This window comes from Microcoleus sp. CZ3-B2 (assembly GCF_036705055.1).
GTDB lineage: Bacteria > Cyanobacteriota > Cyanobacteriia > Cyanobacteriales > Microcoleaceae > Microcoleus.
This window is the reverse complement of the sequence record NZ_JAUBTN010000002.1, coordinates 1-22,346: the sequence shown is the minus strand read 5'-3', so window position 1 is coordinate 22,346 and position 22,346 is coordinate 1. Positions and strand designations below refer to the sequence as shown.

Genomic DNA, 22,346 nt, shown 5'->3' with positions numbered 1-22,346 from the left:
CGGACTCGCATTCCGAACGATCAAACCTTTTCCATCGCAATTTGAGTTCCTCTTGCATCGCTAACAGTTACTACGAATCGATAGGAAGCAGTACATTTGGTGTAAAACTTCCGTGCAAACCGTAGGGAATGTGCTGTTTTAAATGGAGGCGCGCTAGGGGCCCTTTGGTGATGTCGCTAGCATCTAGAATCGCTAAGGTCGATCGATGATTAGCTGCATCATACATCAAAACCAGCAGCCAGCCGTCATCCTCCGCCATAGCATCGGGACGGGGAACAAAAACAGGTTCCCCCGCAAAACCGCGCGGCGCAGCACTCCAAATTTGCTGTTCTCCTGTCTGGAAATCCATTTTAAGAATAGCTTGCAAAGGAGCATTTCCCGCCGGAGCATCCGCAGCGCCAATATAAAGATATCGGTAAGGCTGTCCGACGTTGTTGGGATGCAATGTCGGAAACTCGCAGCACCGAGTTTCAATTACTTGATGGTTGACAGTTTTTTCATTCAAATTTAACTTAAACCGCCACAATTCCCCCGCTGGAATGCTGTCAAAATCAAGCTCGCGAAAATCGCCGTCCGCCTCGACGGTTGGGAATGAGTCGTAGCAAACAGAGTCAACAAAAACTTCGCCGTTTTCTTCCCAGGCGTTGCAGTGGTGGAAGACAAAGCAAGGTTCGGTTTCTAATACTTTTACCTCGTCGGTGCCGTTGCGGGGAATTAAAATTGCTTGCGTCGGGCGGTTGGGCGAAAATTGAATGCACTGGGATGCACTCCGCATTCCTAACAAGAATGGTAGGGGATTGAAGCTGACGGGATTTTGGAAGAATATGCAGTAATTCGGGGTAATTACCATGTCGTGCAGGAAGGCAAAACCGGGGATTGCGTGGGCGTGTTTTTGTAAAAGTTTGCCGCTTGTGTCGAGTTCGTAAATGGTAATTGTACTTGACAAACCGGGCTTGACGGAAAAGTTGACTAATCTGTCTCCGGCTCCATTTTTGCCTTTTTCAATTCTGGGGTGGGCAGCGAAGGCTTCACCGGGTTCTAAGATGCCGTCTAGGGTGTCTAATCCGAGTGTTTCTAGGCTCCGGGGGTCGAGTCTGTAGGGCTGTGCTGCTTCCCAGAGTGCTAGCAGTTTGTCGCCCCAATAAATGATGTTGGTGTTGGCTATGTTTTTGATTTTGACGTCAAAGATGTTGCTAAGCCAGCCTCCGGGTTTCTGTGTGCCGAAAACGCCTCGGTGCAGGATTTTTCCGGCTTTTTGTTCGGCGAGGTAGCCTTCGGTGCGGACAAATCTGTTGCGGAAGTGGGCGCGGCCGTCGGAAATTGCGATCGCACAAACCATCCCGTCGCCGTCGAAGGGGTGATGGATGCGCTGGCCGTTGACATCTAGCAAACCGGGTCCGTTGCGAAAGAATGTGCCTTGCAAGCTTTCTGGGATTTCGCCTTCTATGTCGTCAATCCAGTAGTCGGATTCGTTGGGTTGGGATTCGTAGCCGCGCTGCCAGTCTGTGCGATCGTATGATGGTTTTTGGGCCGCTGTTTGGGGTTGGGAATTTTGTAAGTTTTGCATGGGTAGAATAAGCTTTTATTGATTTAACCGCAGAGACCGCAGAGGGCGCAGAGAGGCTGAAAGTGGGAGAGTGGGAGAGTGGGACAATAGGAAAGGGACACAAAGGCATTGGTCATTAGTCAAAATTGAAGAAATCCCAAATTTTGAATTCTTCCTAATAACTAATAACTAATAACTAATAACTAATGACTAATGACTTCTTTAGCTATCTGCGGTGCGTTTTTCTGACCTGACTGTCGGTACTAAGTCGGGAAAATATTCGGGTATGAAGTTCTGTCCGCCTTGTTTTGCGCCTCCTAGTTCTGCTTCTAGTAGGGGGAGTGATTGTCGATCGTTTTGGTCGCCACTTTCTGCATTTTCTGCAGGAAGCCAATTTAGGAATGGCAGGGGTAGCAGTGTGGAGAGGTTTGTGATGATTATTAGCAGCCAGAGGTTGTCGAAATTGCTCTCAGTAATTCCGAGTAAGTGGGTCAAAAGTGCACCGCCTTCGTGGGACAAAAGTCCGGCTAAGTTGGTGACTGACATTAACACGGCAAATAATGTAGCTTCGACACCGGGAGGACACAATCGCGCCGAGAGAACTAGCACCGGCATATAGGCAATTTGTCCGATTACTGTCAGGATCAGGCTGTCTCCGATGCTGAACCACTGGTCGTCTATTCCTAATGCTCGATTGGCATGAGTTACTAATAATAATGTAGTCATACCCAAGGCTGTGGCAATTACTGTTGACCAGCCGAAAATTACTCTAAATGGAATTGCTTTGAGGTATCGCTGAAACAGCCAAATACCGAGGAGGGAAGCAATGCTGGTGACGAGGCGCACTCTACCGAGAAATTCTGGTTGAAAGCCTAGTTCGTTGGTGGTGAAGAAGAAGAAGGCGGAGTCTGAGCTTGGGGTGGCTTGCCATAGGAATAGAAAGGCGGTGGGCAACCAAATTGTTTTTTGGGTAACAGCTTGACGCAGTTGTTTGAATTGGTTTTTTACTGTGTCAAAGTGGGCTTGTTTGTTGACTTTTTCTTCCTCAATTAACCAGGCTGTTGCTGATACGATTAGGGGGAAAGATGCGGTGATTAAAAAGATAGTGTGGGTGCTCAAGTGTTGCATCAGGTAGCCGCTGAGGTAGGCGGTGATTAGTCCGCCGAGGGCTGATGCACCCCAGGATAAGGATTGCAGGGAACCTGCGTCGGCGACGGATTCTTTTCTAGCTCTTTCGACTATGAGGGAGTCGGCGATGACGTCGCTGACGGCGAGGGAGAGGGAACTCAGGGCGATCGCCCCTGTGGCGGCCAGTGGCGTGTGTACAATTGTTGCGAGGCTCACCCATGCTGACGTGCCCAAGAGCCCGGAGAGGACGATGTAAGGTCGTCTGCGGTAGCCGAATATGGGCAAACCGTCCGACATGAAGCCGAACAAGGGTTTGATAATCCAAGGTAGGGCGACAACACCCATCATTGCTGATACTTCGGCCGGAGTCATGCCAAGATCGTCTTTCAGGAAGAAGCTGACGGCTAAGCGAGCTAGTCCGAGAATGCCTTGGACGAAGTAAATCAGTAAGATGGCTATGAGTTCGGGGGTTGGCTCATTCCCGAAGAATACTTTTTCTTTTAAAGATTCTTTGAGTTTGCTGGCGCCAGAGGGTGAAAGAAGCATTTGTGCAATATTTCTTAATGAATCTAAATATTATATAACACATTCTTAATGGGTTGCGGAAACTGTCGAAGGTGGGATGCTAGGGTGACGGGCGACTGCCAGCGGGTATAAAATTGTGATGAGCCTGGATTTAAGGACTTTTTGCGATCGATGAAAGCAGAAATTAGAATTGTCTCTCTGGCTGTGGTTTTGGTTTGAGGATTGGGGGCTAATTTAGCTTTATGGCTCAGCGATTTCGATCGGTTTCTGTAGATGGCGTTGATGCGCCTGCTGATTTGTTTGAAAGAAACAAAAATAAGGTTTTTCAGTGGCCTGCGGTGACTACTTTTCGCAGGGGAGAACGCCTGCAAGCGGTGACGGGAAATCATGCCGAGCAAATTATGATTGCTGATTTTCCGGGTAAACCTTGGCTGCCGATTTTAACGGATCGGGGTAATTGTTTTGTGCGGACTAATTCGGGAAAATTCTACTACTTTGAATTTTTTGGAATAATTAACCGCGAAGACGCGAAGTACGCGAAGCAAGAAAAGAAAGAGATGTCACAAATACTGAAAGGAGTATTTTATGATTGTGAATCCTGAAAATGTGCCGGATATTACAGGCTCTAAATATCCCCTGCAATTTCAATCGGCGGTGGCGGGAAGGGTGAAAAAACGCTTGGGGAATGCTGCTGGATTGCAGAATTTTGGGGTAAATTTGGTGCGGCTGGCACCGGGAAGTTGTTCTGCTCTGAGACATTGGCACTCTCGTCAAGATGAGTTAGTGTATGTTCTGGAAGGGGAGATTACTCTGATTTCTAATGCGGGTGAGGAAGTGCTGCAACCGGGTATGGCGGCGGGTTTTCGGGCTGGTGATCCTGACGGGCATCATTTGGTTAACCGCACGAATGCTGATGTGGTTTATCTGGAAATTGGCGATCGCACTCCGGGAGATTCAGCAAATTATCCCGATGACGATTTAGTTGCTAAAGCTGACGGTAATAGTTGGATTTTTACGCACAAAAACGGCGAGATTTATGAGGGTTAAAAAATTATGAGTCAAGTGAATCTTTGGACTTCGGCGGAACACGCTTTGTGGTATCTGGCTAAGGCTGATGGTATTCCTCACCGCACTGAGGGTGAGGCGGTTTTGTTGGAGGAGGTGCCGCAAACTGTGCGCCGGATTCTGGATGTGGGCACGGGTGATGGACGGTTGTTGGGTTTGCTGAAGTGCGATCGCCCGAATGTTGAGTGTGTGGCGATCGACTTTTCCCCGACAATGCTGGAAAAAGCCAGAATTCGTTTTGCTGATGACCAGAATGTCACGGTAATCGAGCACAATTTTGACGAATCGCTGCCGGATTTGGGCAAGTTTGATGCGATCGTTTCTAGTTTTGCGATTCATCACGTAAATAACCATCGCAAATTAGCCCTCTACACCGAGATTTTTGAGCTTTTGGAACCCGGAGGCATTTTTGGCAATTTGGAGCACGTAGCGTCCCCAACAAAGGCTTTACACGAGAAGTTTCGAGAGGCGCTTGGTATTAGCGATTCGCCCGACGATCCGTCTAATAAATTGCTCGATGTGGAAACGCAATTGCGCTGGTTTAGGGAAATTGGTTTTGACGATGCAGACTGTTATTGGAAGTGGCGGGAACTCGCTTTATTAGTTGGGGTGAAACCTTTTTAGCTGCGGGTAAGGACTGCATTGTCGTGTCCTTTTAAAATTGGAAATAGTCACAATTAGTAAGGTGCGTCATATTTTTAAACCCTCAATAATCGTTCTAGAAATTCACCTGACGCACCCTACAGCTTGATTTGAGTATGCCAGTTGTCTAAGTCCTGAATATAAGAGGTTGCTGTCGTAGTATAAGTCGATCGCGAACAGTTCTGGTTATTTTCAAATAACCAACAGAGTATTAAGGAGAGAACAGGCGAACTCTTAACCCAAACGATACAGAAAGCAACCGTTTTTTGGAGTAGCAAGCAAATTGAACCTCCAATTTACACTTTTAGTTAGTTGGATGGAAGATATTGTCCGGTCGCTCGCACATTGGGATCTTACTCAGTTAGAGGGCTGCTTTAAGAGTTATCAACCAAACGACCGAATTAACAGCAAACAAAAAGGTATAAAAAATATAGATTGATGGAGCGCAGATAGCTCGACCTAAAGAAGGCACTTTAAATATTTTCAAAAAACCGAGCGGGTGAACTAAACCTTCCGGTATAGAACGGGTCTTAAAACTTTCATCTAAGGCCCTTTCATCATTCAAGAATTGGGTGATTGCATGGACTCTTTGTATGTGATAAAATTGCACCCTCCAGTAGGTTGCTTCTAAAAACCAGAAACCAAAAATTACAACATATCCCAGCGGAACCAAGGCATCTATTTTGTTGGCAAACACCCAACCAATCAACGCTACCCAAATGGTAATTGCCGCAGTTTTTAACTGCAGCAAAATTGTATTGAAATTAGCTATTTTTGTCTCTAGTTGCTCTGCTCCTTGTTGCAGCATTGCTAGCTGAAATTCAAATCGATCCATGTTTGATTCCGCGAACGTTTATATTAGAGTTATCCAAAAAATTATAATCTTCTTTTCTTTCGGTGTCGTTAGAGAACTTCGCCTGACGCACCCTACAAGTCGATTTTAGATTATACAGTAAGGTGCGTCAGCTCCCGAAATTCCCGATCGCCGTTAGAGAACTTCACCTGACGCACCCTACAAGTCGATTGTTGTGTGACAGTTACGTGCAGGACTATTAAATTCACGAACCTTACTAAATTAAATTAAATCCGATACTTGAGGTTTAATTCGGCGCTCGTACCAGTTCATCAACGGGGTGGCGCTAATGCCGTGGACTATCACAGAAATTACGATGGTTGTAAAGGTAATCCAGGCAATTATTTCGGCATTTTCGCCTTTTAAACCTTTACCAAAAGCATAGGTAAGATAATAGATAGAACCGACACCACGAATGCCAAACCAACCGCACAGCAAGCGGCTGGCGGGATGCAAAGGACTGCCTAGCGTACTGATCCAAGCTCCCACAGGCCGGATCAAAAAGATTAACAATCCAGCTACTAAGAGCGAGTAGCCTCCATAAGCGAGCATAGGTTCTAGGCGCAGGAGCGAACCTAAGAGTAAAATAGTTCCTACTTCCATTAACTTTTCAATGCGCTCGGTAAAATTTAGTTGGGAAAGCGGTTTGTCGGGGTTGCGGTAACTGCGCTGCACGACTATTCCTGCTACAAAAACTGCGAGGAATCCGTAGCCGTTGACTACTTCTGTGAGGGAATAGGTGAGCAGAATTGTGCTGAGAGCGATGAAATCTTCCATTAATTCGTCGGCCGGTCTGTAGCGTTGCAATTGGCGATCGATCCAAGTGACGGCTTTAGCTACTAAAATGCCCATCACGAGACCTGCGGCGATCGCCCAAATTAAGTCAACTGCTACCCACTGCGAAAACCAGTTCGACCAGTTGTCATCTTTGATCGCATAAATTCCGAAGTAAACAAAGGGAAAAGATAAAGCATCGTTTAAACCGCCTTCCGATGTTAAACCAAAACGCAATTCATCGCGATCCTCTATATTAGCTACTTGAACTTCTGACGCTAAAACTGGGTCGGTGGGAGCGAGAATTGCTCCCAATAAAATAGCCGGGCCCCAATCTAATTTCACAAACCAATGAGCTAGCGCAGCCACAGCAAAAATCGAAATTGGCATTAAAAAACCGATCAGCCGCGCTGTGGAATTCCAAGCCCAAAGTTGCAGCGGGCGATTCATTTTTAAGCCGCAACTGAACAGAGAAACAATCACTACAAATTCTGTAAGTCTTTCTAAAAATATAGCTTCGGGGCGCAATTCAATCAGCTTGATACCGTAAGGCCCGAACCCGATACCGACAACTAAATAAATTAAGGCATAAGACAGTGGCAATCGCGAAATCCATCCCGAACCCAAGGTGACTGTCAGCAGGAGGATGCCAATCGCTAGCAAGTTGAGAATGTAATTATCTACCATAGCGATCGCACTTTTAATCAGGTTTAACAAGTGCGATTTTCGCATCTAAAAGCTTTTGGCGCATCTACCAACCGCTAGAGTCTGTTATCCTCCGAAAGTTATATCTATTTGTTATCTGTTATGTGTTATTTGTTACTAACAACTAACAACTAACAACTAACAACTAACAACTAACAACTAACAACTAACAACTAACAACTAACAACTGCCAACTGCCAACTGCTTTCCTAACAACTGCCAACTGACTAATGACTTTTTTCGGTAGCGATGATGTGCAAATCTACGTGTTTGAGCGATCGCACTAACTGTTGAGTCAAAGAACCCCGCAGCAGCAATTTCCACCGCGATTGCTGGCTTTCACCGATCACAATTTGAGTAATGCGATACTCTTTAGCTACATCGGAAATTGCTTTGGCTATTTTATTACCGTTGACTCGCAAAAATTGTCCATTAAATTCCTGACAGAGTTTCTCACAAGTTTCAACGTGCAAGCTTTCTGATTTTGTTAAAAATTTGTCTGGATCGTTAACAAACAAAGCATAAAAGGGAGCATTCATGTAGTTAGCAATCCTCCCGCCCCGCCGCAGCAGTTGCAAGGAATTGGGATAAGTCGAGACGCATACTAAAACTCGTTCGTGAATGTTGCAATATTGACCTTTTAAAGTTGCTGCGTCCTCTTCAACGTTGTCTGCCACTTCTCGCAGGGCGAGTTCTCGCAAAGCAATTAAATGACGGCGCTGGAAAAAGTTTTTTAAAGATTGTTCAATTTTTTCGGGTGCATAAATTTTGCCTTCTCGCAACCGTGTCTCTAAAGTTTCCGGCGTGACATCGATAACCACTACTTCGTCAGCTTCTTCTAGAATGCGATCGGGAATTCTTTCTCTGACTACAACTCCGGTAATTCGTGCTACTAAATCGTTGAGGCTTTCGATGTGCTGAATGTTAAGGGTGGAGAAAACATCAATTCCAGCATTCAGAACTTCTTCGACATCTTGATATCGTTTTTCTCGCTGAGAACCGGGAATATTTGTATGGGCTAGTTCGTCAATTAATGCTAATTGGGGGCGGCGCAATATGACGGCTTCCACATCCATTTCGGCGAGCATTTTTTCGCCGCGCAGCATTTGTTTTCGCGGCAATATTTCTAATCCTTTTCCTTTTTCGGCGGTTTCTTTTCGCCCGTGGGTTTCTAACAGTCCGACAACTACGTCAATGCCTTCTAATTTGAGTCGATGCCCTTCTTCCAGCATTCGGAAAGTTTTGCCCACACCGGGGGCCATGCCGATAAATATTTTGTGCTTTCCCCGGCGGGTGCGATCGCAATTGCGGTAGGGTTGGGCATAAACCGCGTCTGAATTGTTGGTGAGTTCGCTAGAGTGAATCATAGCTTAATAGATAAGTTGGCAGTTGGCAGTTGGCAGTTGGCAGTTGGTATTTGGCAGTTGGCAGTTGTTAGGAAAGCAGTTGGCAGTTGGCAGTTGTTAGTTGGTAGTTGTTAGTTGTTAGTTGTTAGTTGTTAGTTGGCAGGAAAACAGTTGTTAACAGTCAACAGTCAACATTCAACAGTCAACAGTCAACATTCAACATTCAACAGTCAACAGTCAACAGTTAGCTGTTAACAGCTAACAATTCCCTAATGACTACTGACTACTGACTAATGACTAAGGACTAATGACTAATGACTAATGACTACTGACTAATGACTAATGACTAATGACTAATGACTAATGACTACTGACTAATGACTAATGACTAATGACTACTGACTCTAAATTATTGTAAACTATCGAGAGCTAAATTGAGTTTGAGGACGTTAACTCCCGGTTCGCCGAAAATTCCGAGAAATCTGCCGTCTGTATTTTTGGATACCAACATTTCTACTTGATTGAGATTGATCGATCGCACTTTTGCTATCCGCTCAATTTGCGCCCTAGCTGATTCTACACTAATGTGCGGATCTAGACCAGAGCCGGAGGTGTAGACTAAATCAGCAGTCGGTTTGATGCCAGCTTGGTTGAGGCGGGCTAATTCTACTTGCACGCCTTGAAAACCATCTTTTTCATTGCCTCGATTCAGCAAATCCGAGTTACTGGGAGCAAGGTTGCTAGCTCCCGAAACCCCCGTTCTTTGAGCTAAATTATCTGCCTTTGTAGGATCGAAATCAGTAGGTGCAAAGCTGCTGTAATTGGTGGTGGTGGGGCGGCTCCAAAAATATTTATCCGAACTGAATGATTGACCGATTAAGGATGAACCGACTACAACTCCCTGCTTACTAATTAAGCTCCCATTTGCCTGCGAGTTGAAAGCGAGTTGACCGATTGCTAGCATTATCAAGGGATAAATAATAGCCGTGATTCCCCACAAGACTAAGGTTACGCGAATCGCTCTGATTAATTCTCTCATAAATTACCTCAATGAAGGAAGAAGGAAGTTCGGCAACGGATTATGTAACGGATGTAACGGATGTAACGGATTTTGTAAGGGGTGTAATGGATGTTTGCTTAAAATCTTTCCGGTTGGAAAATTACAGTAAACAAATAAACTGCGAGTCCGATGATTACTAAACCCAAAAGGCTTAAACCCCATGCAGCTTTTTTAGTTAAACCTTCATCCGTAGCGGCATACACAGCGGGAGCTATTATCAAGTTAAAGCACATTACTAGAAATAGCTGCACCGGGATTGGGTGGCGTTTACACAGCATTTCTCCTAACTCAACGGTGTCTTGAAAATCTCTAGGCAAAACATCATTCAGCAAAGCGTTTCGTTTCATGATTTTTCCTTTTTTTTACATTAAATTGCTTGACAATTTGAAATGAGCATCGACGAGGCAGAGCCTGGGAACGAGTCTGTTAAGCTTGCTCTGGTCGATCGCGCAGTGCATTGCGAAACTCAACTACAGCATCGTATTGATCGGGGATATTTGCACAACGAACGAACAATGTTAAATCCAAATCAGGTAGCAATTCACTGCGATCGACTTGTTTGTATTCTTCGTCTTGCAAACGGTACAGGGCTAGCTTGCCTTTTCTCCAAAACCACACTTCGGGAACCTTGACTCGCCTGTAGATTTCCAGAGTATTTACTCCGCCGCTGGTGACAACTACTTCTATTACAATGTCGGGAATCTCTTTCTTAGTTTCCAGATTGAATGATTCATCAGGCTCTTTCCTTCCTCCTAGTTGGATACTGCCGAGAGTCTTGCTACCACGCTTGTAAAATCGGATGTTTGCGTGTTGAAAATAAGCCAGCAGTAAGAGAGTGATAGTGCTTTTACCATCTTCATGTTCTTCTGAAAGAGGAGACATAATATCTAAGGTTCCATAGAGGTAGGCTAGCCGCACATTTGGAAAATCTTCTAAAGCTGCTTCTATTGCTTCCAATTTCTCCCAGCTAACATCATAAAGCGTGAGGCACTGGTTGCTTTCACTGACTGGTTTATCCAAAAGTTGAGGATTCATAGGTCATTTTGCAATGAGTGGTTTTCAGATGAGCGTCGAGGCAGAACCTCTAAATCTATTCTATCCATTAAATCTCGTACTCTGCTCGCTACCGAACCTCTATGCTAGCCCGACTGCGGTAATCAACACATCGATTATTTTGATGGCGATAAACGGCGCGACTGCTCCGCCCAATCCGTAGATTAAAATGTTCCGCTGCAATAGTTGATTTGCTGTCAGCGGTCGAAATTTCACCCCGGTTAATGCTAGGGGAATTAATGCGGGAATAATTAAAGCATTGTAAACTAATGCGGATAAAATTGCTGATTGACCGCTGGCTAAACCCATGATGTTTAATGCGCCAACGGGGGCAAACATGGCGGGAATAATTGCAAAATATTTGGCGATGTCGTTGGCTAGGGAAAATGTAGTCAGCGCGCCGCGAGTAATTAGCAATTGTTTGCCAATTGTCACTAAGTCAATGAGTTTTGTGGGGTCAGAATCTAAGTCCACCATGTTCGCAGCTTCTTTCGCGGCTTGGGTTCCAGAATTCATCGCGAGTCCCACGTTTGCTTGGGCTAGGGCGGGTGCGTCGTTGGTTCCGTCTCCCGTCATTGCTACTAATTTGCCTTCTGCTTGTTGCTTGCGAATTACTTCGATTTTGTCCTCTGGAGTTGCTTCGGCTATGAAGTCGTCAACTCCGGCTTCGTCGGCAATTACTGATGCTGTAATTCGGTTATCTCCGGTGAGCATGATGGTGCGAATTCCCATTTTTCGGAGTTGGTCAAACCGATCGCGAATTCCCGGTTTAATCACATCTTTCAAATAGATAATGCCGTAGGTGTCGTTACCTTGACAAACCGCTAACGGCGTGCCTCCCAAGCGCGAAACTCGCTCGTAAGCTGCATCGAGATCCGGCCCGAAATTGCCGCCGCGCGATCGCACAAAACCCTTCACCGCATCCACCGCACCCTTGCGAACCTCCGTCCCGTCGGGCAAATCGGTGCCAGACATCCGCGTTTTTGCCGAAAAATCCAGCCCGGTTGCGTTAGCGCGATCGAAATTCACCGTTGCGCCCAATTTTTCGGCCAAACGGACGATCGACTTTCCCTCTGGAGTATCGTCAAACACGCTAGCAGCCAGCGCCACACTCGCAACCTGATCCAGCGAGTGACCGTTGACCGGAATGAATTCCTCAGCTAAACGGTTCCCCAGCGTGATCGTCCCCGTTTTGTCCAAAATCAGCGTATTCACGTCGCCGCAAGCCTCTACGGCGCGGCCAGAGGTCGCTATGACGTTAAACTGAGCGACGCGATCCATCCCCGCAATGCCGATCGCGCTCAACAAACCGCCAATGGTTGTTGGAATCAGCGCCACCAGCAGCGAAATCAGCGTCACCACGCCCACAGGAGTTTTCACATAATTGCCGATCGGCGGAATCGTTGACACCACAATCAAAAACACCAGAGTCAGCACCGCCAGCAGCACCGTCAGCGCGATCTCGTTCGGCGTTTTCGAGCGTTCTGCGCCCTCTACCAGCGCGATCATCCTGTCCAAAAAGCCCTTACCGGGGTCGGCCATCACCCGCAGCGTCAGTTCGTCGGAAAGGATGCGTGTCCCGCCGGTGACGGAACTGGCGATGTCCGAACCCGGTTCCTTGAGCACTGGGGCGGATTCGCCGGTGATCGCAGATTCGTCTACAGATGCGACACCTGCGATCACTTCGCCGTCAGCGGGAATGATATCGCCTGCGATCGCTTTAATTTGATCGCCGCGTCTCAGGGCTGTCGAACTTACTTCTTGAATTGAACCGTCTGGTAAGAGTTTGCGGGCTGTGGTGTCGGCTTTGGTCGATCGCAGCGCGTCTGCTTGTGCTTTGCCGCGCCCTTCTGCTACTGCTTCGGCAAAATTAGCAAATACCAAAGTGAAGAACAAAATAAATGTGACTAAACCGTTGAAAACTCTCTGATTTTCGCCGGGAACCGGGCCGAACAGCGTGGGGTCGATCGTTAATAATGCAGTCACAATTGTGCCAACCCACACCACAAACATCACGGGATTTTTCAGCATCACCCGTGGGTCTAGCTTGACAAAAGCTTCTTTGAAAGCTCTTTGATAAAGACCTTTTGTATTTGCTTTGGGCGTATGTTTGCGAGACTCGCGAGGGCCTCTGGAACGGAGATTTTTCTGAGAATTAGGGGTATTGGAAGAAGCCATAATTTAGATTTTTAATGAACCGCAGAGGACACAGAGAACACGGAGAAAGAGGAGGGTGAGATTGACAATTTTTTGCTATTGAGGTGGAGGAGTTGGTGTTGCTTCGGGTGTTGTCGCTTCTGGTGTTGGTGTTACTAAAGGCGAAGGCGTTGCTAAAGGCGATGGTGTTGCTAAAGGTGGCGCAGTTATCGGTGTGGGTTCAAATTTGCCGCTGCTAATTTCAAATCCTTCTGCAATTGGCCCCAAAGCTAGAACTGGGAAAAATGTCAGCGCGCCCAGAATTATGATTACTCCTGCGGTTACGCTGGTGAATAAAATGGAATCGGTTCTTAGTGTTCCGGTTGTTTCGGGAACCAGTTGTTTGTTTGTCATGCTGTCCGCTAGCAACAGCATCGCCACAATTGGAACGTAGCGCCCTAAAAGCAAACTAAAACAGGTGCTTAAATTCCACCAAAGTCCTGTTGCTGCGGGTTGAGAATCTCCTAATCCTTCAAAGCCAGAACCGTTGTTAGCTGCGGCTGAAGCGTATTCGTACATCACTTGTGAAATGCCGTGGAATCCGGGGTTGCTGATGCCGCTCAAGCTGTCGGGAAATGCGAGGGTAATTGCGCCAGGGATTAAAACTGCGATCGGGTGAACTAACAAAACCACGCTGGCTAAAACAATTTCCTGCTTTTCAATTTTACGTCCCAAAAATTCCGGCGTTCTACCCACCATCAATCCTGTGAGAAATACGCTCAAAATCAGGTAAATAAATAAGTAAGCTGTTCCGGTTCCTTGTCCGCCCCAAACAATTTGCAGAAACAAGTTAGACAGAGTAGCAAAACCTGCCGGAGGCATTAAAGAATCGTGCATCCCGTTCACGGCACCGCACATTGTACCAGTTGTAGTCACTGCCCAAAGTACAGTTTCTGCCCAGCCAAATCTAACTTCTTTTCCTTCTAAATTTGGTTGCACGGAACCCAGTAAATTATTGACTTGAGGATTTCCTTGATATTCGCCAACTGCTGCAACGCCAATCAAGGCAACAAACATTATAAATACCATCCAAAAAATTAGCCATCCCTGTTTTTTGTTGTTGGCAAATCTGCCGTAAGTATGAATGAATGCTGCTGGGATGCAAACCATTGCTAGGATTTCCAGCAGGTTACTAAAAGGGTTGGGGTTTTCAAAGGGGTGAGCAGAGTTAACCCCGAAAAATCCGCCGCCGTTTTCTCCTAGTTGTTTGATGCTTTCAAAGTGAGCTACTGGGCCGCGGGCAATAACTTGGGTGCTGCCTTCTAAGGTGGTGGCAACTTGTGGCCCTGCTAGGGTTTCCGGTACTCCTGAAATTAGCAATAGCAAGGCGATTATTAAAGATAATGGCAGGAGAATTCTGGTAATTGATTGAATTAAATCGATGTAAAAGTTACCTAACGGGCGGCCGGTCAGTCCCCGAATAAAGGCGATTCCTACTGCTAAGCCTGTGGCGGCTGAGGTAAACATTAAAAAACCCAAAGTTAACTGGGATAAATAACTATATGTTGTCTCGCCGGAGTAATGCTGTTGGTCGGTATTTGTGAGGAATGAAATTGTTGTGTGTAGGGCGGTATCCCAGGTTGGTGCGCTGAGGCTGGTGGGATTTAAAGGTAGCACTCCCTGAAGCATGAAACTTAAGAACACAAATATGCCCATTGCTACATTGCTGTATAATAGCGATCGCGCATATTGCCAGCCTGTCATGGAATCTACACCACGGATGTTGCCGGCTTTATAGATGAGTTGTTCTACTGGTTTAATGGCGGGATCGAGGATGGTTCGTTCTCCCATGTACACCCGCGCCATGTAATTGCCCAAGATGGGCGCGATCGCGATTAAAATGATTAGCGTTAATCCGATTTGACTTAATCCTTGCAGCATAACTTAGTTAAAAAATCCTCGTTGTTGAATAAATCCGCTTCACTCCTCGGAAAATGGCTTCGGAAGGAAGTCCACAAAACGGGGTGAATTTTCTTTAAGGTTGCTTCTAGTTCGGGGCCTATCGCCCGATTAATTGCTACTGCTAAGATCCGATCTCCGCAGAAAATTGTGGGAATTTCGCTGGCTATAATGAATCGGTTTTCTCTTATTAATCCCAAGCAACAACAGTTATCGGGCAATTGTATGGCACTTAGTGCTATGCCACAATAACTGCTGTTGAATTGGATCGGTATTTGAATGAGTTTTGGTTCTGCAAAGCTCATGAACGACTCCCGCAGGCCGCAAGGTTAGGTTTACTTTTATTGATTACTCTACTGAATTTTGGGGTGTTTGATAATTAGTCTTAAGATATAAGTTACTGTTTAGGATTTATGCTTGTTTGCTATATATTTTTAGTAATAGGTGAATGTTTAGATGATGTCTAAAATCTATACTTGCAGGTATAGATGCTGTGTAAACGCTGTTTCTTGCGGGACAATGTACTGAATATTTCAGGACTTATCTCAAATCCTCTCTTCATCGGAATAGTAAATTCACTGTTGACTGTTGACTGTTGGCTGTTGACTGTTGGCTGTTGACTGTTGGCTGTTAACAGTTAATATCATGTATGAGTGCAGCCGGAATTGATATTACGCACTCCGACTCAAAAAATCGGGTTTTTAGCGCAATTAGGGGCTAAAATTGAGTTGTTTGGTAAAAAACTAGGTTTTTGAGGGTCAATTCTTTCGGGACTGGTCATTTTAAAATGGATTGATTAGGAATGTTTAAAAGCTTATTAAAAATCCCCAAAAATGTACTACTTCAAGAGAAGTATTTGCGCGGAAGATGGTCGATCGCCATTTTGTTTGCTATTGTGATCGCGCTGGAATTTAGCACTCCCTCGGAGTATCTGTTTGGATACTTGTACACGGGGCCGATTATACTGGCAAATTCGCGCTTGAGTCGGTTGGGGAAATTACAAATTACGCTGGTAGCGGCAGCTTTGACTCTGTTGAATGTGTTTATCCCTCCTGGAGAAACGATCGCCCTAGCAACTTTTGCAAATAGAGCGATCGCAGTTATGGCTTTGGGAGTGACGGGATATTTGAGCGATCGCAACCAGCAGTACCAAGAAGCGATCGCAGTCGCCAAAGCTCAGTTGCAGTCTCAGCAGCAGCTAGCCAGCATCCGAGAGGATTTTGTCTCTACTTTGACTCACGACTTGAAAACGCCGATGCTGGGGGCGATAGAAACAATTAAAGCTTTTAAATCGGCAAAATTTGGCGATGTTACTCCCAGTCAGCAAAAGGTTCTCGAAACAATGGCGCGATCGCACAAAATGTCGCTACAATTAGTAGAAACCCTGTTAGATATTTACCGCAACGATACTGAAGGTTTGAAACTGCAACTTGCTCCTGTAAATTTAGTAGCTTTAGCAACAGAGGTAATTGCCACACTCGCAGATTTATCGGCGGCGCGTCGAGTTTATATTAGTACGAGTTACGGAGAGTCAGATTTCCGTCGCTCTTTGTGGGTAAACGGCGATGCAGTCCAACTTCAGCGCGTTTTTGTTAATTTGCTAACAAACGCGCTCAACCATTCTCCCCGAGGCGGCAAAGTAGAAATTGTGATGGCATCTCATTCAAATTATCAGGTAGTGAAAGTGAGCGATAGCGGGTTGGGAATTACCGCAGGGGAACTCTCGCACCTATTCGAGCGTTTTTATCAAGGAAATAGCGATCGACAAGCTAAAGGATCGGGATTGGGATTATACTTATCTCGCCAAATTATTGACGCCCACGGCGGTATAATTTGGGCAGAAAACAAATTACCCCACGGTGCTTTGTTTGGATTCCGACTACCAGCAATCTCCGCCAATGAAACCTAATTCTCCCTTACGAATTCTGCTAGTTGAAGACGACGAACTATTTCGGTTGGGACTGCAAACTCGATTGCAGCAGGAAAGTTGCTTGCAAATAATTGCCGAGGCGGAAGATGGGGAAACTGCGGTAGAATTGACTCAGGAATACTTGCCGGATGTGGTGGTTTTGGATGTAGGTTTGCCGGGAATTGGTGGTATTGAAGCGTGCCGCCAAATTAAACAGCGACATCCAGAAATTCCCGTTTTAATTTTAACATCCCATTCGCAAAAATCGTTAATTGAAAGGTTGATGGCTGCGGGAGCTCACGGATATTGTCTCAAGGGAATTGCGGCGGAAACTTTGGTGTTGGCAATTCGATCGGTAGCGTCGGGCGCTTCTTGGTGGGATAAGGGCGCAACTGCAGAAATTAGGGCAGTTTTTACTCATCCCGAACCTGTGAAAGTCGGGGGAAAATCGGAAGTTTTAGACAATCCGCTGACGAAGCGAGAACAGGAAATTTTGGCTTTAGTTGCTGGTGGGAAAAGCAATCAGGAAATTGCACAAATATTGTACATTGCTCCGGGGACTGTGCGGGTGCACGTTCACGCGATTTTGCAAAAGTTAGAAGTGCGCGATCGCACTCAAGCAGCAGTGCTCGCCATTCACAAGGGATTGGTAGCAGAAGAACTGTTAGCGATCGATCTTAAGTCTGGTAGTTTATAATAATTGAGACTTACGCATCAAACCCAAAGAAACCCGGTTTTTTTGAGATTGAGGGTTTTCAGGCTTGTATTTTCCCAAAAACCCGGTTTCTAGCTATAATACAGCGTATTCCAGGTTGATGAAATACACACTCCCAACCGGGTTTCTTGACAGTTCTTGCATCATATCAATTCCGGTTGCACTCCTCATGATGTTAACTGTTAACTGTTAACAGTCAACAGTCAACAGTCAACAACGCAGGCGATCGCATAGTTTACGATTGCTGTTGAACGATCGAACCACTCTAGATGCTGATGACGCAAAGCCTCCAGAAAAGAGAGATTAATAAATCAGAGTCGGCGTTAATTAGTGTTCACCTGCCAACACCTGCAGTTTTCCGATTCAAAACATAGTAAATCGCCCAAATTGCCATCGCCCGCAAATAGTGACTCGCCCGAAAAGTCCCCCCCGCCGTAATCGCTTCCGGTGTCCGAAACTGCAACCCATTCTCATAAATTTGCTTCACCACCGCCTCCGTCAATTTAAACGCTTTATCCTCCATTCCCATCTGTACCAAAAAAGCAGCCAACCCAAAATTAATCCCCGTCCAAACTTCCAAAGGATGAGTCGCATTAGGATTTTCCGGCGAACCGTTCAGCATTACCCCATTCGCCGCACCGAACTCGCCCTCATTGAACTTCAAAAAGCAAGAATCGTACACAGTTTCTAAAGCGCTGACAGCACATTCTGGCGGCACAATATCCGGCAATCCTAACAGCTTCGCGTAAAATTGACCGCACAATTGGTCTGCCATCACCACTTCCGATTTACTTTCGCTGTCCAAACGGTAATATTGACCGTTCCACAGTTTTTCTTGATAGCTAGGTCTTGCTTGTAACAGCCAACTGTGATATAATGCAATCTTCTCTTGGGGATTGGGAATTATCTCAGGTGCTGCATCTTCTAAGATTTCGCCGATCGCGATCGCACTCTCCAGCGCCGCCAACCACAAACCCCCGCAATACGCACTTATTCCCCGCATTTGCCAGTCATCAAACGTCTGATCCGGCGCACCCGAATTCTCAGGAATGCCGTCCCCATCTTCATCAAAGGTTTTCAGATAAGCCAAAGCCTCAACAATTGCCGGCCAACACTCTTGCAAAAACTCGCAATCTGTGCCGCCAGTCAACAGGAAATCTCGATAAACCTGCAATACAAAATCGCAAGGTAAATCCTTCCACAAATTGCAATCTTGATAGCTAGTATAATTCGTTTTCTCCCAAGGATGTTCGTTAGGCGCGCCCAAATCGTGCGGCGTCGCACCGACGGCTTTTCTAATCGCCGAAGCTTGATTCCAGCCCACAATTCTCGGCGTATCGTCTCCCGCAGAAATTGCCCTAGCAAAAGCAATCATTACCGACTTTTCTAATTCCGGCCACAGCATCAACAAAGCAAAAGAACCGTAAAGCCGCACGTCCAAACTTTCGTACCAGCGGTAATCAATGCACTCTAAAACCCCAAATTGACCCTTCGGATCCCGTTCGTCCGCCGCACTCCAAAGCGTACCGCCGTCAGTTAGGATGTACAATTCATTAAACAAAGCCATTTTAAAACTGTCTGACAAATCTTTCCGTTCTAAAATTGGTTTTTGCCAAGCTTCAATACTTTCGCGCCAAGTATCAGAATGCTTCATCGCCGTGCGAATAATCGGCCAAGCATTTTTGCCGTTCCGCCCGAAGAAATCGGTATAGCGGCGGTAATACCAAACTCCCGATGCAAACTCAGTGACTGGCAAATCCCATGATAAAATAAAGGGAATCTTGCGAGTTTTGCCTGGTCTAATTGTAAACCGAACTGCGATCGCACAAGCCAACTGTTCTCCGGCTGCTGCGGCTGTCTCGTCTCTATCATCCAACAAGAAACCTTCAGCAGAAAAATTGCGCCAAACATCATCGCCGTCCCCCGCCGGGTTCCAGCGAGTTTGATAGAATACTTCTACCGCCGGATTAGTCACAGTTGCGATCGCCCACTGTCCATCCCCTTCTTGCGGTTCGTCGCCAGCAGACAACCGCGTCATCACGCAACCGATACGGTGAAAATCTTCCACCAACAAATTCATATTCCCGCCACTTTCTCCCCACCGGGATTGATAGTCATAAAATGGACTACCATCATCTCGCACTATTACTTCCGGCGACTTGTTAGCATTAGTAAACCAGCCCACAATATTTTGCCAAGTCAGCATAATGCTAAGAGTTATCGGCGCATCTGTAGGATTGTGTGCTACCCATTCAAACATGGCAACAGGGTAACTACTTTCTTGATAATTATTTGGCAAAATTGGCGAAAATTGCTCGCAACTTAATTGAGCTTCAAACACATTTTCGTAAACAAACCAACTGCGCGGATACAAAGCATGATAAGTCCCCGAAGATTGAAATTTGTTCTTCTCTTCCCTTCTTCTGTCTGCCTTCAGAATTCGATCCGTTACATCCCGTACATTGCTCGTTGCCGAACTTCCTTCGCAAGGATACCATTTCCAACTAGATAAACTTCCATCTTTCGGCGGTTCTGCGGACAGTGCAAAAGCTTGTTTTTTGCCTTTTGTTTCTTCAAAAACGCTGAACTGACAAGCGGGTAAACTGCGAAAAATGTGCTCGCCGCCGTCGATGTGCCAGAGGTTGAAGTCGCCGCGGGGCGATCGCCCGATGCAGCCGGCCCCGAACCCGCCCAGAGGCATTCCGTGCCAGGGGCCGTCGTCGAGATTGCTTGCGTAGCGGACTGTATAGGGATTGTCCCAACCCTGGCCGATCGAGCGTTTCCAGGCCTGCGGGGGGATGTTTGGGTTAGAGGTGCGATCGTTATTCATGGGATTAATCAATTTTAGATTAGCAAGAGAGGATTGTCTGCAGTTGCGGAAGAACTTTCTGAAAGTCTAATCGAGCTTCCAGCTTGCGATTCGAGTTTAATCGAGGCACAAGCTAGTTTAATCTGAGCTTGATGCAAGATTCAGTATTCCACAAGCAATACTTCTCCACCAGCATACATATTGATCGGCAGTTAGAGTTACACTATGTGTCGCTAGATTTGTTATATCTAAAGCAGGACAATACTCTAAGAGAACTTTAGTAGTGTGCCTATTAGATTCTGAATTAATAGTTAATAATCCATCGCCAAGTGATGAGTAATGGTGATACGGAGCTTTTTTCAAAATAATTTTCTCCAAATAGAAATAGCAATCTAACAGCAGAGCGATAAGCTGTTGTGCAAATAAACATTGTATATTTTGATGACAATCAAAAATCGTCAAATTCTCTCCCCCTCTCCCCCTCAATCGCTATACACAATATATATGAGCAACAGCTTATCATCTATCCATAGGTATATACCACCATCAAATTGCTCTAGTATCACTCCACATAAAAATATACGTTCCTATCCCTTATCTAATAATTTTTCTCTTAAGTGGCGATAATTTAGCTGTGGCAAAGTTAAGAGAGGTCTAGAGGTGAAACTTGCTTTTATCTTGGTTATTTGACAATTCATAATACATAGTTTTCCTAAGTAATTCCTGCGTTTTTTTCACCGGAATCGAAAACCAAAAGGTAGTGTATTTTTGTAAAAAAAACGTTAATAGTGAGTCCTAAAAACCTTATTCCCTCACCTCAGCAAATCCCAAATCAGAACCTTTCCCCGCGTGAACCAGAGCCAACTTTTCGTAACGCTTAGCGTGTTCCACCAACTCCGCAGATTCCTCCTCAGAGACATCCCGCAGCCGCTTCGCAGGCACTCCAGCAACCAGCGTGCGAGGGGGAACGTCCATCGTCACAACCGCCCCTGCACCGACGATCGAGCCTGTGCCCACCCTCACTCCGTCCAGGACGATCGCCCCAATCCCGATCAAACACCCCCGTTCAATGTAAGCTGAATGAATCACCGCTCGGTGTCCGACAGTCACAAAATCTTCCAAAACAGTCGGTTTTCCCGGATCGCAGTGCAGAATTGCTCCATCTTGGATATTGGTACTTTTGCCGATCGCAATTCGCTCTACATCCCCCCGAACCACCGCCCCGTACCAAATACTAGCGCCCGCAGCCACATCTACCCAGCCGATGACAACAGCACCTGGGGCGACAAACGCCGCTTGGGACATATCGGGCCTTGGCCAATAAGCAGGAAGTAAAGGCAGAGGTTCGTTGAGATTACTCATCTTTTTGGTCGATCGTGATACTTCTAGCAGATTAGCTGGTTGTTGATACGGGATATAATAAAAGTATTTGGCACTTTTGCAGAGAAAATATGCTGGGACGCAAATAAATGATTGAAGTTGCCTTGCAATACCCGATGTTTGGCCCGGAAATTCAGTGTCCCCACTGTCGCCAAACAATTCCGGCTTTAACACTCACCGATACCTATTTGTGTTCGCGTCACGGGGCATTTGAGGCAGATCCAAAAACGGGAGACCTGGTTCATCTTCAGTCAGGGCGGCACTGGCGCCGCTGGGAGGATGAATGGTATCGTCAGCACACCCACCCCGACGGGATTCGGTTTGAAATTCACGAAGCGCTCGATCGACTTTATACTCAAGGGTACCGAGCAACTCGCGTAATCGTGGCGCAACGCTATCGGGAATTAATCAGCACTTATTTGGAACGCAGCACGCCTTGGCGGGGGCAGCCGGAATCGCCGCACCCGAGGCTGTACGGTTTACCTGTGGATTTTAGCCCCGATCCCCAGGAGGAACCTTGCTGGGAAGTGATTAATTTTGATTTAGAAAAAGAGCCGGGAGTTCCTACTAGATATCCCTATTTTCGGTTGTTTGAATAGTCATTAGTCATTGGTTATTGGTTATTGGTTATTTGTTGTTGGTTATTTGTTATTGGTTATTTGTTATTCCCAATTCCCAATTCCCAATTCCCAATTCCCAATTCCCAATTCCCAATTCCCAATTCCCAATTCCCAATTCCCA

General features: G+C 46.1%; 20 protein-coding genes. 7 read left to right on the top strand and 13 right to left on the bottom strand.

Translation table 11 applies throughout. The annotated features are described in order from the left end of the window. Positions 1 to 70 precede the first annotated feature (70 nt). Together QUA97_RS01155 and QUA97_RS01150 are read right to left on the bottom strand one after the other, a co-directional pair. Positions 71 to 1,567: a carotenoid oxygenase family protein gene (locus QUA97_RS01155; RefSeq protein ID WP_194066083.1), complete on the bottom strand. Its 1,497-nt coding sequence runs from the start codon at positions 1,565 to 1,567 to the stop codon at positions 71 to 73. Positions 1,568 to 1,768: 201 nt separating this feature from the next. After that, a complete protein-coding gene (locus QUA97_RS01150) occupies positions 1,769 to 3,220 on the bottom strand; it encodes a folate/biopterin family MFS transporter (RefSeq protein WP_194066084.1) in 1,452 nt (483 codons plus the stop codon). 221 nt (positions 3,221 to 3,441) lie between these two features. Here QUA97_RS01150 and QUA97_RS01145 point away from each other — a divergent pair, with 221 nt between their 5' ends. Genes QUA97_RS01145 through QUA97_RS01135 form a run of 3 tightly spaced genes read left to right on the top strand, consistent with a single transcriptional unit; the run spans position 3,442 to position 4,888 of the window. Then, positions 3,442 to 3,801, top strand: coding sequence for a hypothetical protein (locus QUA97_RS01145; protein ID WP_333192291.1), 360 nt, complete (start codon positions 3,442 to 3,444; stop codon positions 3,799 to 3,801). Further along, complete coding sequence (locus tag QUA97_RS01140; protein ID WP_194066086.1) at positions 3,785 to 4,246, top strand: cupin domain-containing protein; 462 nt, start codon at positions 3,785 to 3,787, stop codon at positions 4,244 to 4,246. Before QUA97_RS01145 ends, QUA97_RS01140 begins: the two co-directional genes overlap by 17 nt. 6 nt (positions 4,247 to 4,252) lie before the next feature. Continuing rightward, on the top strand, positions 4,253 to 4,888 hold the full coding sequence (locus tag QUA97_RS01135) for a class I SAM-dependent methyltransferase (protein ID WP_333192285.1): 636 nt from the start codon (positions 4,253 to 4,255) through the stop codon (positions 4,886 to 4,888). A gap of 379 nt (positions 4,889 to 5,267) precedes the next feature. Here QUA97_RS01135 and QUA97_RS01130 read toward each other — a convergent pair whose 3' ends face one another. The 3 genes from QUA97_RS01130 to QUA97_RS01120 all read right to left on the bottom strand — a co-directional run bounded on the left by QUA97_RS01130 (position 5,268) and on the right by QUA97_RS01120 (position 8,605). After that, a complete protein-coding gene (locus tag QUA97_RS01130) occupies positions 5,268 to 5,741 on the bottom strand; it encodes a hypothetical protein (protein WP_194012048.1) in 474 nt (157 codons plus the stop codon). Between the two features lie 240 nt (positions 5,742 to 5,981). Continuing rightward, complete coding sequence (locus QUA97_RS01125; RefSeq protein WP_333192282.1) at positions 5,982 to 7,265, bottom strand: cation:proton antiporter; 1,284 nt, start codon at positions 7,263 to 7,265, stop codon at positions 5,982 to 5,984. Positions 7,266 to 7,465: 200 nt separating this feature from the next. Beyond that, the gene (locus QUA97_RS01120; protein WP_194066088.1) at positions 7,466 to 8,605 is read right to left on the bottom strand and encodes a universal stress protein; all 1,140 of its coding nucleotides are present in this window, start codon (positions 8,603 to 8,605) and stop codon (positions 7,466 to 7,468) included. Here QUA97_RS01120 and QUA97_RS01115 point away from each other — a divergent pair. Continuing rightward, entirely contained in the window at positions 8,597 to 8,719 is a 123-nt protein-coding gene (locus tag QUA97_RS01115; protein ID WP_255515797.1) for a hypothetical protein, read from the top strand. The genes QUA97_RS01120 and QUA97_RS01115 overlap by 9 nt on opposite strands. A 274-nt stretch (positions 8,720 to 8,993) precedes the next feature. Here the strand turns inward: QUA97_RS01115 and kdpC are convergent, their stop codons facing one another. The 5 genes from kdpC to kdpA all read right to left on the bottom strand — a co-directional run bounded on the left by kdpC (position 8,994) and on the right by kdpA (position 14,774). Further along, positions 8,994 to 9,623 (bottom strand): K(+)-transporting ATPase subunit C, encoded by a 630-nt coding sequence (gene kdpC, locus QUA97_RS01110; RefSeq protein ID WP_194066089.1) that lies wholly within the window; start codon positions 9,621 to 9,623, stop codon positions 8,994 to 8,996. A 98-nt stretch (positions 9,624 to 9,721) separates the two neighbouring features. Next, positions 9,722 to 9,991 (bottom strand): K(+)-transporting ATPase subunit F, encoded by a 270-nt coding sequence (gene kdpF / locus QUA97_RS01105; protein ID WP_194066090.1) that lies wholly within the window; start codon positions 9,989 to 9,991, stop codon positions 9,722 to 9,724. A 79-nt stretch (positions 9,992 to 10,070) separates the two neighbouring features. Further along, a complete protein-coding gene (locus QUA97_RS01100) occupies positions 10,071 to 10,679 on the bottom strand; it encodes a Uma2 family endonuclease (RefSeq protein WP_333192277.1) in 609 nt (202 codons plus the stop codon). Positions 10,680 to 10,778: 99 nt separating this feature from the next. Further along, the gene (gene kdpB / locus QUA97_RS01095; RefSeq protein ID WP_194066092.1) at positions 10,779 to 12,875 is read right to left on the bottom strand and encodes a potassium-transporting ATPase subunit KdpB; all 2,097 of its coding nucleotides are present in this window, start codon (positions 12,873 to 12,875) and stop codon (positions 10,779 to 10,781) included. 75 nt (positions 12,876 to 12,950) lie between these two features. Further along, the gene (gene kdpA, locus QUA97_RS01090; RefSeq protein ID WP_333192270.1) at positions 12,951 to 14,774 is read right to left on the bottom strand and encodes a potassium-transporting ATPase subunit KdpA; all 1,824 of its coding nucleotides are present in this window, start codon (positions 14,772 to 14,774) and stop codon (positions 12,951 to 12,953) included. Positions 14,775 to 15,594: 820 nt separating this feature from the next. Here kdpA and QUA97_RS01085 point away from each other — a divergent pair. Together QUA97_RS01085 and QUA97_RS01080 are read left to right on the top strand one after the other, a co-directional pair. After that, positions 15,595 to 16,701 (top strand): sensor histidine kinase, encoded by a 1,107-nt coding sequence (locus QUA97_RS01085; RefSeq protein WP_194066093.1) that lies wholly within the window; start codon positions 15,595 to 15,597, stop codon positions 16,699 to 16,701. Continuing rightward, on the top strand, positions 16,691 to 17,398 hold the full coding sequence (locus QUA97_RS01080) for a response regulator transcription factor (protein ID WP_333192266.1): 708 nt from the start codon (positions 16,691 to 16,693) through the stop codon (positions 17,396 to 17,398). Before QUA97_RS01085 ends, QUA97_RS01080 begins: the two co-directional genes overlap by 11 nt. 352 nt (positions 17,399 to 17,750) lie before the next feature. Here the strand turns inward: QUA97_RS01080 and QUA97_RS01075 are convergent, their stop codons facing one another. The 3 genes from QUA97_RS01075 to QUA97_RS01065 form a co-directional block, all read right to left on the bottom strand. Next, on the bottom strand, positions 17,751 to 20,246 hold the full coding sequence (locus QUA97_RS01075; RefSeq protein ID WP_333192263.1) for a GH116 family glycosyl hydrolase: 2,496 nt from the start codon (positions 20,244 to 20,246) through the stop codon (positions 17,751 to 17,753). A gap of 117 nt (positions 20,247 to 20,363) precedes the next feature. Further along, positions 20,364 to 20,687 carry a hypothetical protein gene (locus tag QUA97_RS01070; protein WP_333192261.1) on the bottom strand — a complete coding sequence of 108 codons (324 nt, stop codon included), beginning with the start codon at positions 20,685 to 20,687 and terminating at the stop codon, positions 20,364 to 20,366. A gap of 342 nt (positions 20,688 to 21,029) precedes the next feature. After that, a complete protein-coding gene (locus QUA97_RS01065; protein ID WP_333192258.1) occupies positions 21,030 to 21,587 on the bottom strand; it encodes a gamma carbonic anhydrase family protein in 558 nt (185 codons plus the stop codon). A gap of 107 nt (positions 21,588 to 21,694) precedes the next feature. Here QUA97_RS01065 and QUA97_RS01060 point away from each other — a divergent pair, with 107 nt between their 5' ends. Beyond that, positions 21,695 to 22,204, top strand: a complete 510-nt coding sequence (locus QUA97_RS01060) for a TIGR02652 family protein (protein ID WP_333192255.1) — start codon at positions 21,695 to 21,697, stop codon at positions 22,202 to 22,204. Positions 22,205 to 22,346: the final 142 nt, after the last annotated feature.

Excerpts from the sequence above, each read along its gene's own strand:
- QUA97_RS01065 (WP_333192258.1), bottom strand. The coding sequence starts at position 21,587 with ATGAGTAATCTCAACGAACCTCTGCCTTTACTTCCTGCTTATTGGCCA.
- kdpF (WP_194066090.1), bottom strand. The coding sequence starts at position 9,991 with ATGAAACGAAACGCTTTGCTGAATGATGTTTTGCCTAGAGATTTTCAA.
- QUA97_RS01075 (WP_333192263.1), bottom strand. The coding sequence starts at position 20,246 with ATGAATAACGATCGCACCTCTAACCCAAACATCCCCCCGCAGGCCTGG.
- QUA97_RS01120 (WP_194066088.1), bottom strand. The coding sequence starts at position 8,605 with ATGATTCACTCTAGCGAACTCACCAACAATTCAGACGCGGTTTATGCC.
- QUA97_RS01060 (WP_333192255.1), top strand. The coding sequence starts at position 21,695 with ATGATTGAAGTTGCCTTGCAATACCCGATGTTTGGCCCGGAAATTCAG.
- QUA97_RS01100 (WP_333192277.1), bottom strand. The coding sequence starts at position 10,679 with ATGAATCCTCAACTTTTGGATAAACCAGTCAGTGAAAGCAACCAGTGC.
- QUA97_RS01080 (WP_333192266.1), top strand. The coding sequence starts at position 16,691 with ATGAAACCTAATTCTCCCTTACGAATTCTGCTAGTTGAAGACGACGAA.
- kdpA (WP_333192270.1), bottom strand. The coding sequence starts at position 14,774 with ATGCTGCAAGGATTAAGTCAAATCGGATTAACGCTAATCATTTTAATC.
- QUA97_RS01145 (WP_333192291.1), top strand. The coding sequence starts at position 3,442 with ATGGCTCAGCGATTTCGATCGGTTTCTGTAGATGGCGTTGATGCGCCT.
- kdpB (WP_194066092.1), bottom strand. The coding sequence starts at position 12,875 with ATGGCTTCTTCCAATACCCCTAATTCTCAGAAAAATCTCCGTTCCAGA.
- QUA97_RS01130 (WP_194012048.1), bottom strand. The coding sequence starts at position 5,741 with ATGGATCGATTTGAATTTCAGCTAGCAATGCTGCAACAAGGAGCAGAG.
- QUA97_RS01155 (WP_194066083.1), bottom strand. The coding sequence starts at position 1,567 with ATGCAAAACTTACAAAATTCCCAACCCCAAACAGCGGCCCAAAAACCA.
- QUA97_RS01085 (WP_194066093.1), top strand. The coding sequence starts at position 15,595 with ATGTTTAAAAGCTTATTAAAAATCCCCAAAAATGTACTACTTCAAGAG.
- kdpC (WP_194066089.1), bottom strand. The coding sequence starts at position 9,623 with ATGAGAGAATTAATCAGAGCGATTCGCGTAACCTTAGTCTTGTGGGGA.
- QUA97_RS01125 (WP_333192282.1), bottom strand. The coding sequence starts at position 7,265 with ATGCGAAAATCGCACTTGTTAAACCTGATTAAAAGTGCGATCGCTATG.
- QUA97_RS01140 (WP_194066086.1), top strand. The coding sequence starts at position 3,785 with ATGATTGTGAATCCTGAAAATGTGCCGGATATTACAGGCTCTAAATAT.
- QUA97_RS01135 (WP_333192285.1), top strand. The coding sequence starts at position 4,253 with ATGAGTCAAGTGAATCTTTGGACTTCGGCGGAACACGCTTTGTGGTAT.
- QUA97_RS01150 (WP_194066084.1), bottom strand. The coding sequence starts at position 3,220 with ATGCTTCTTTCACCCTCTGGCGCCAGCAAACTCAAAGAATCTTTAAAA.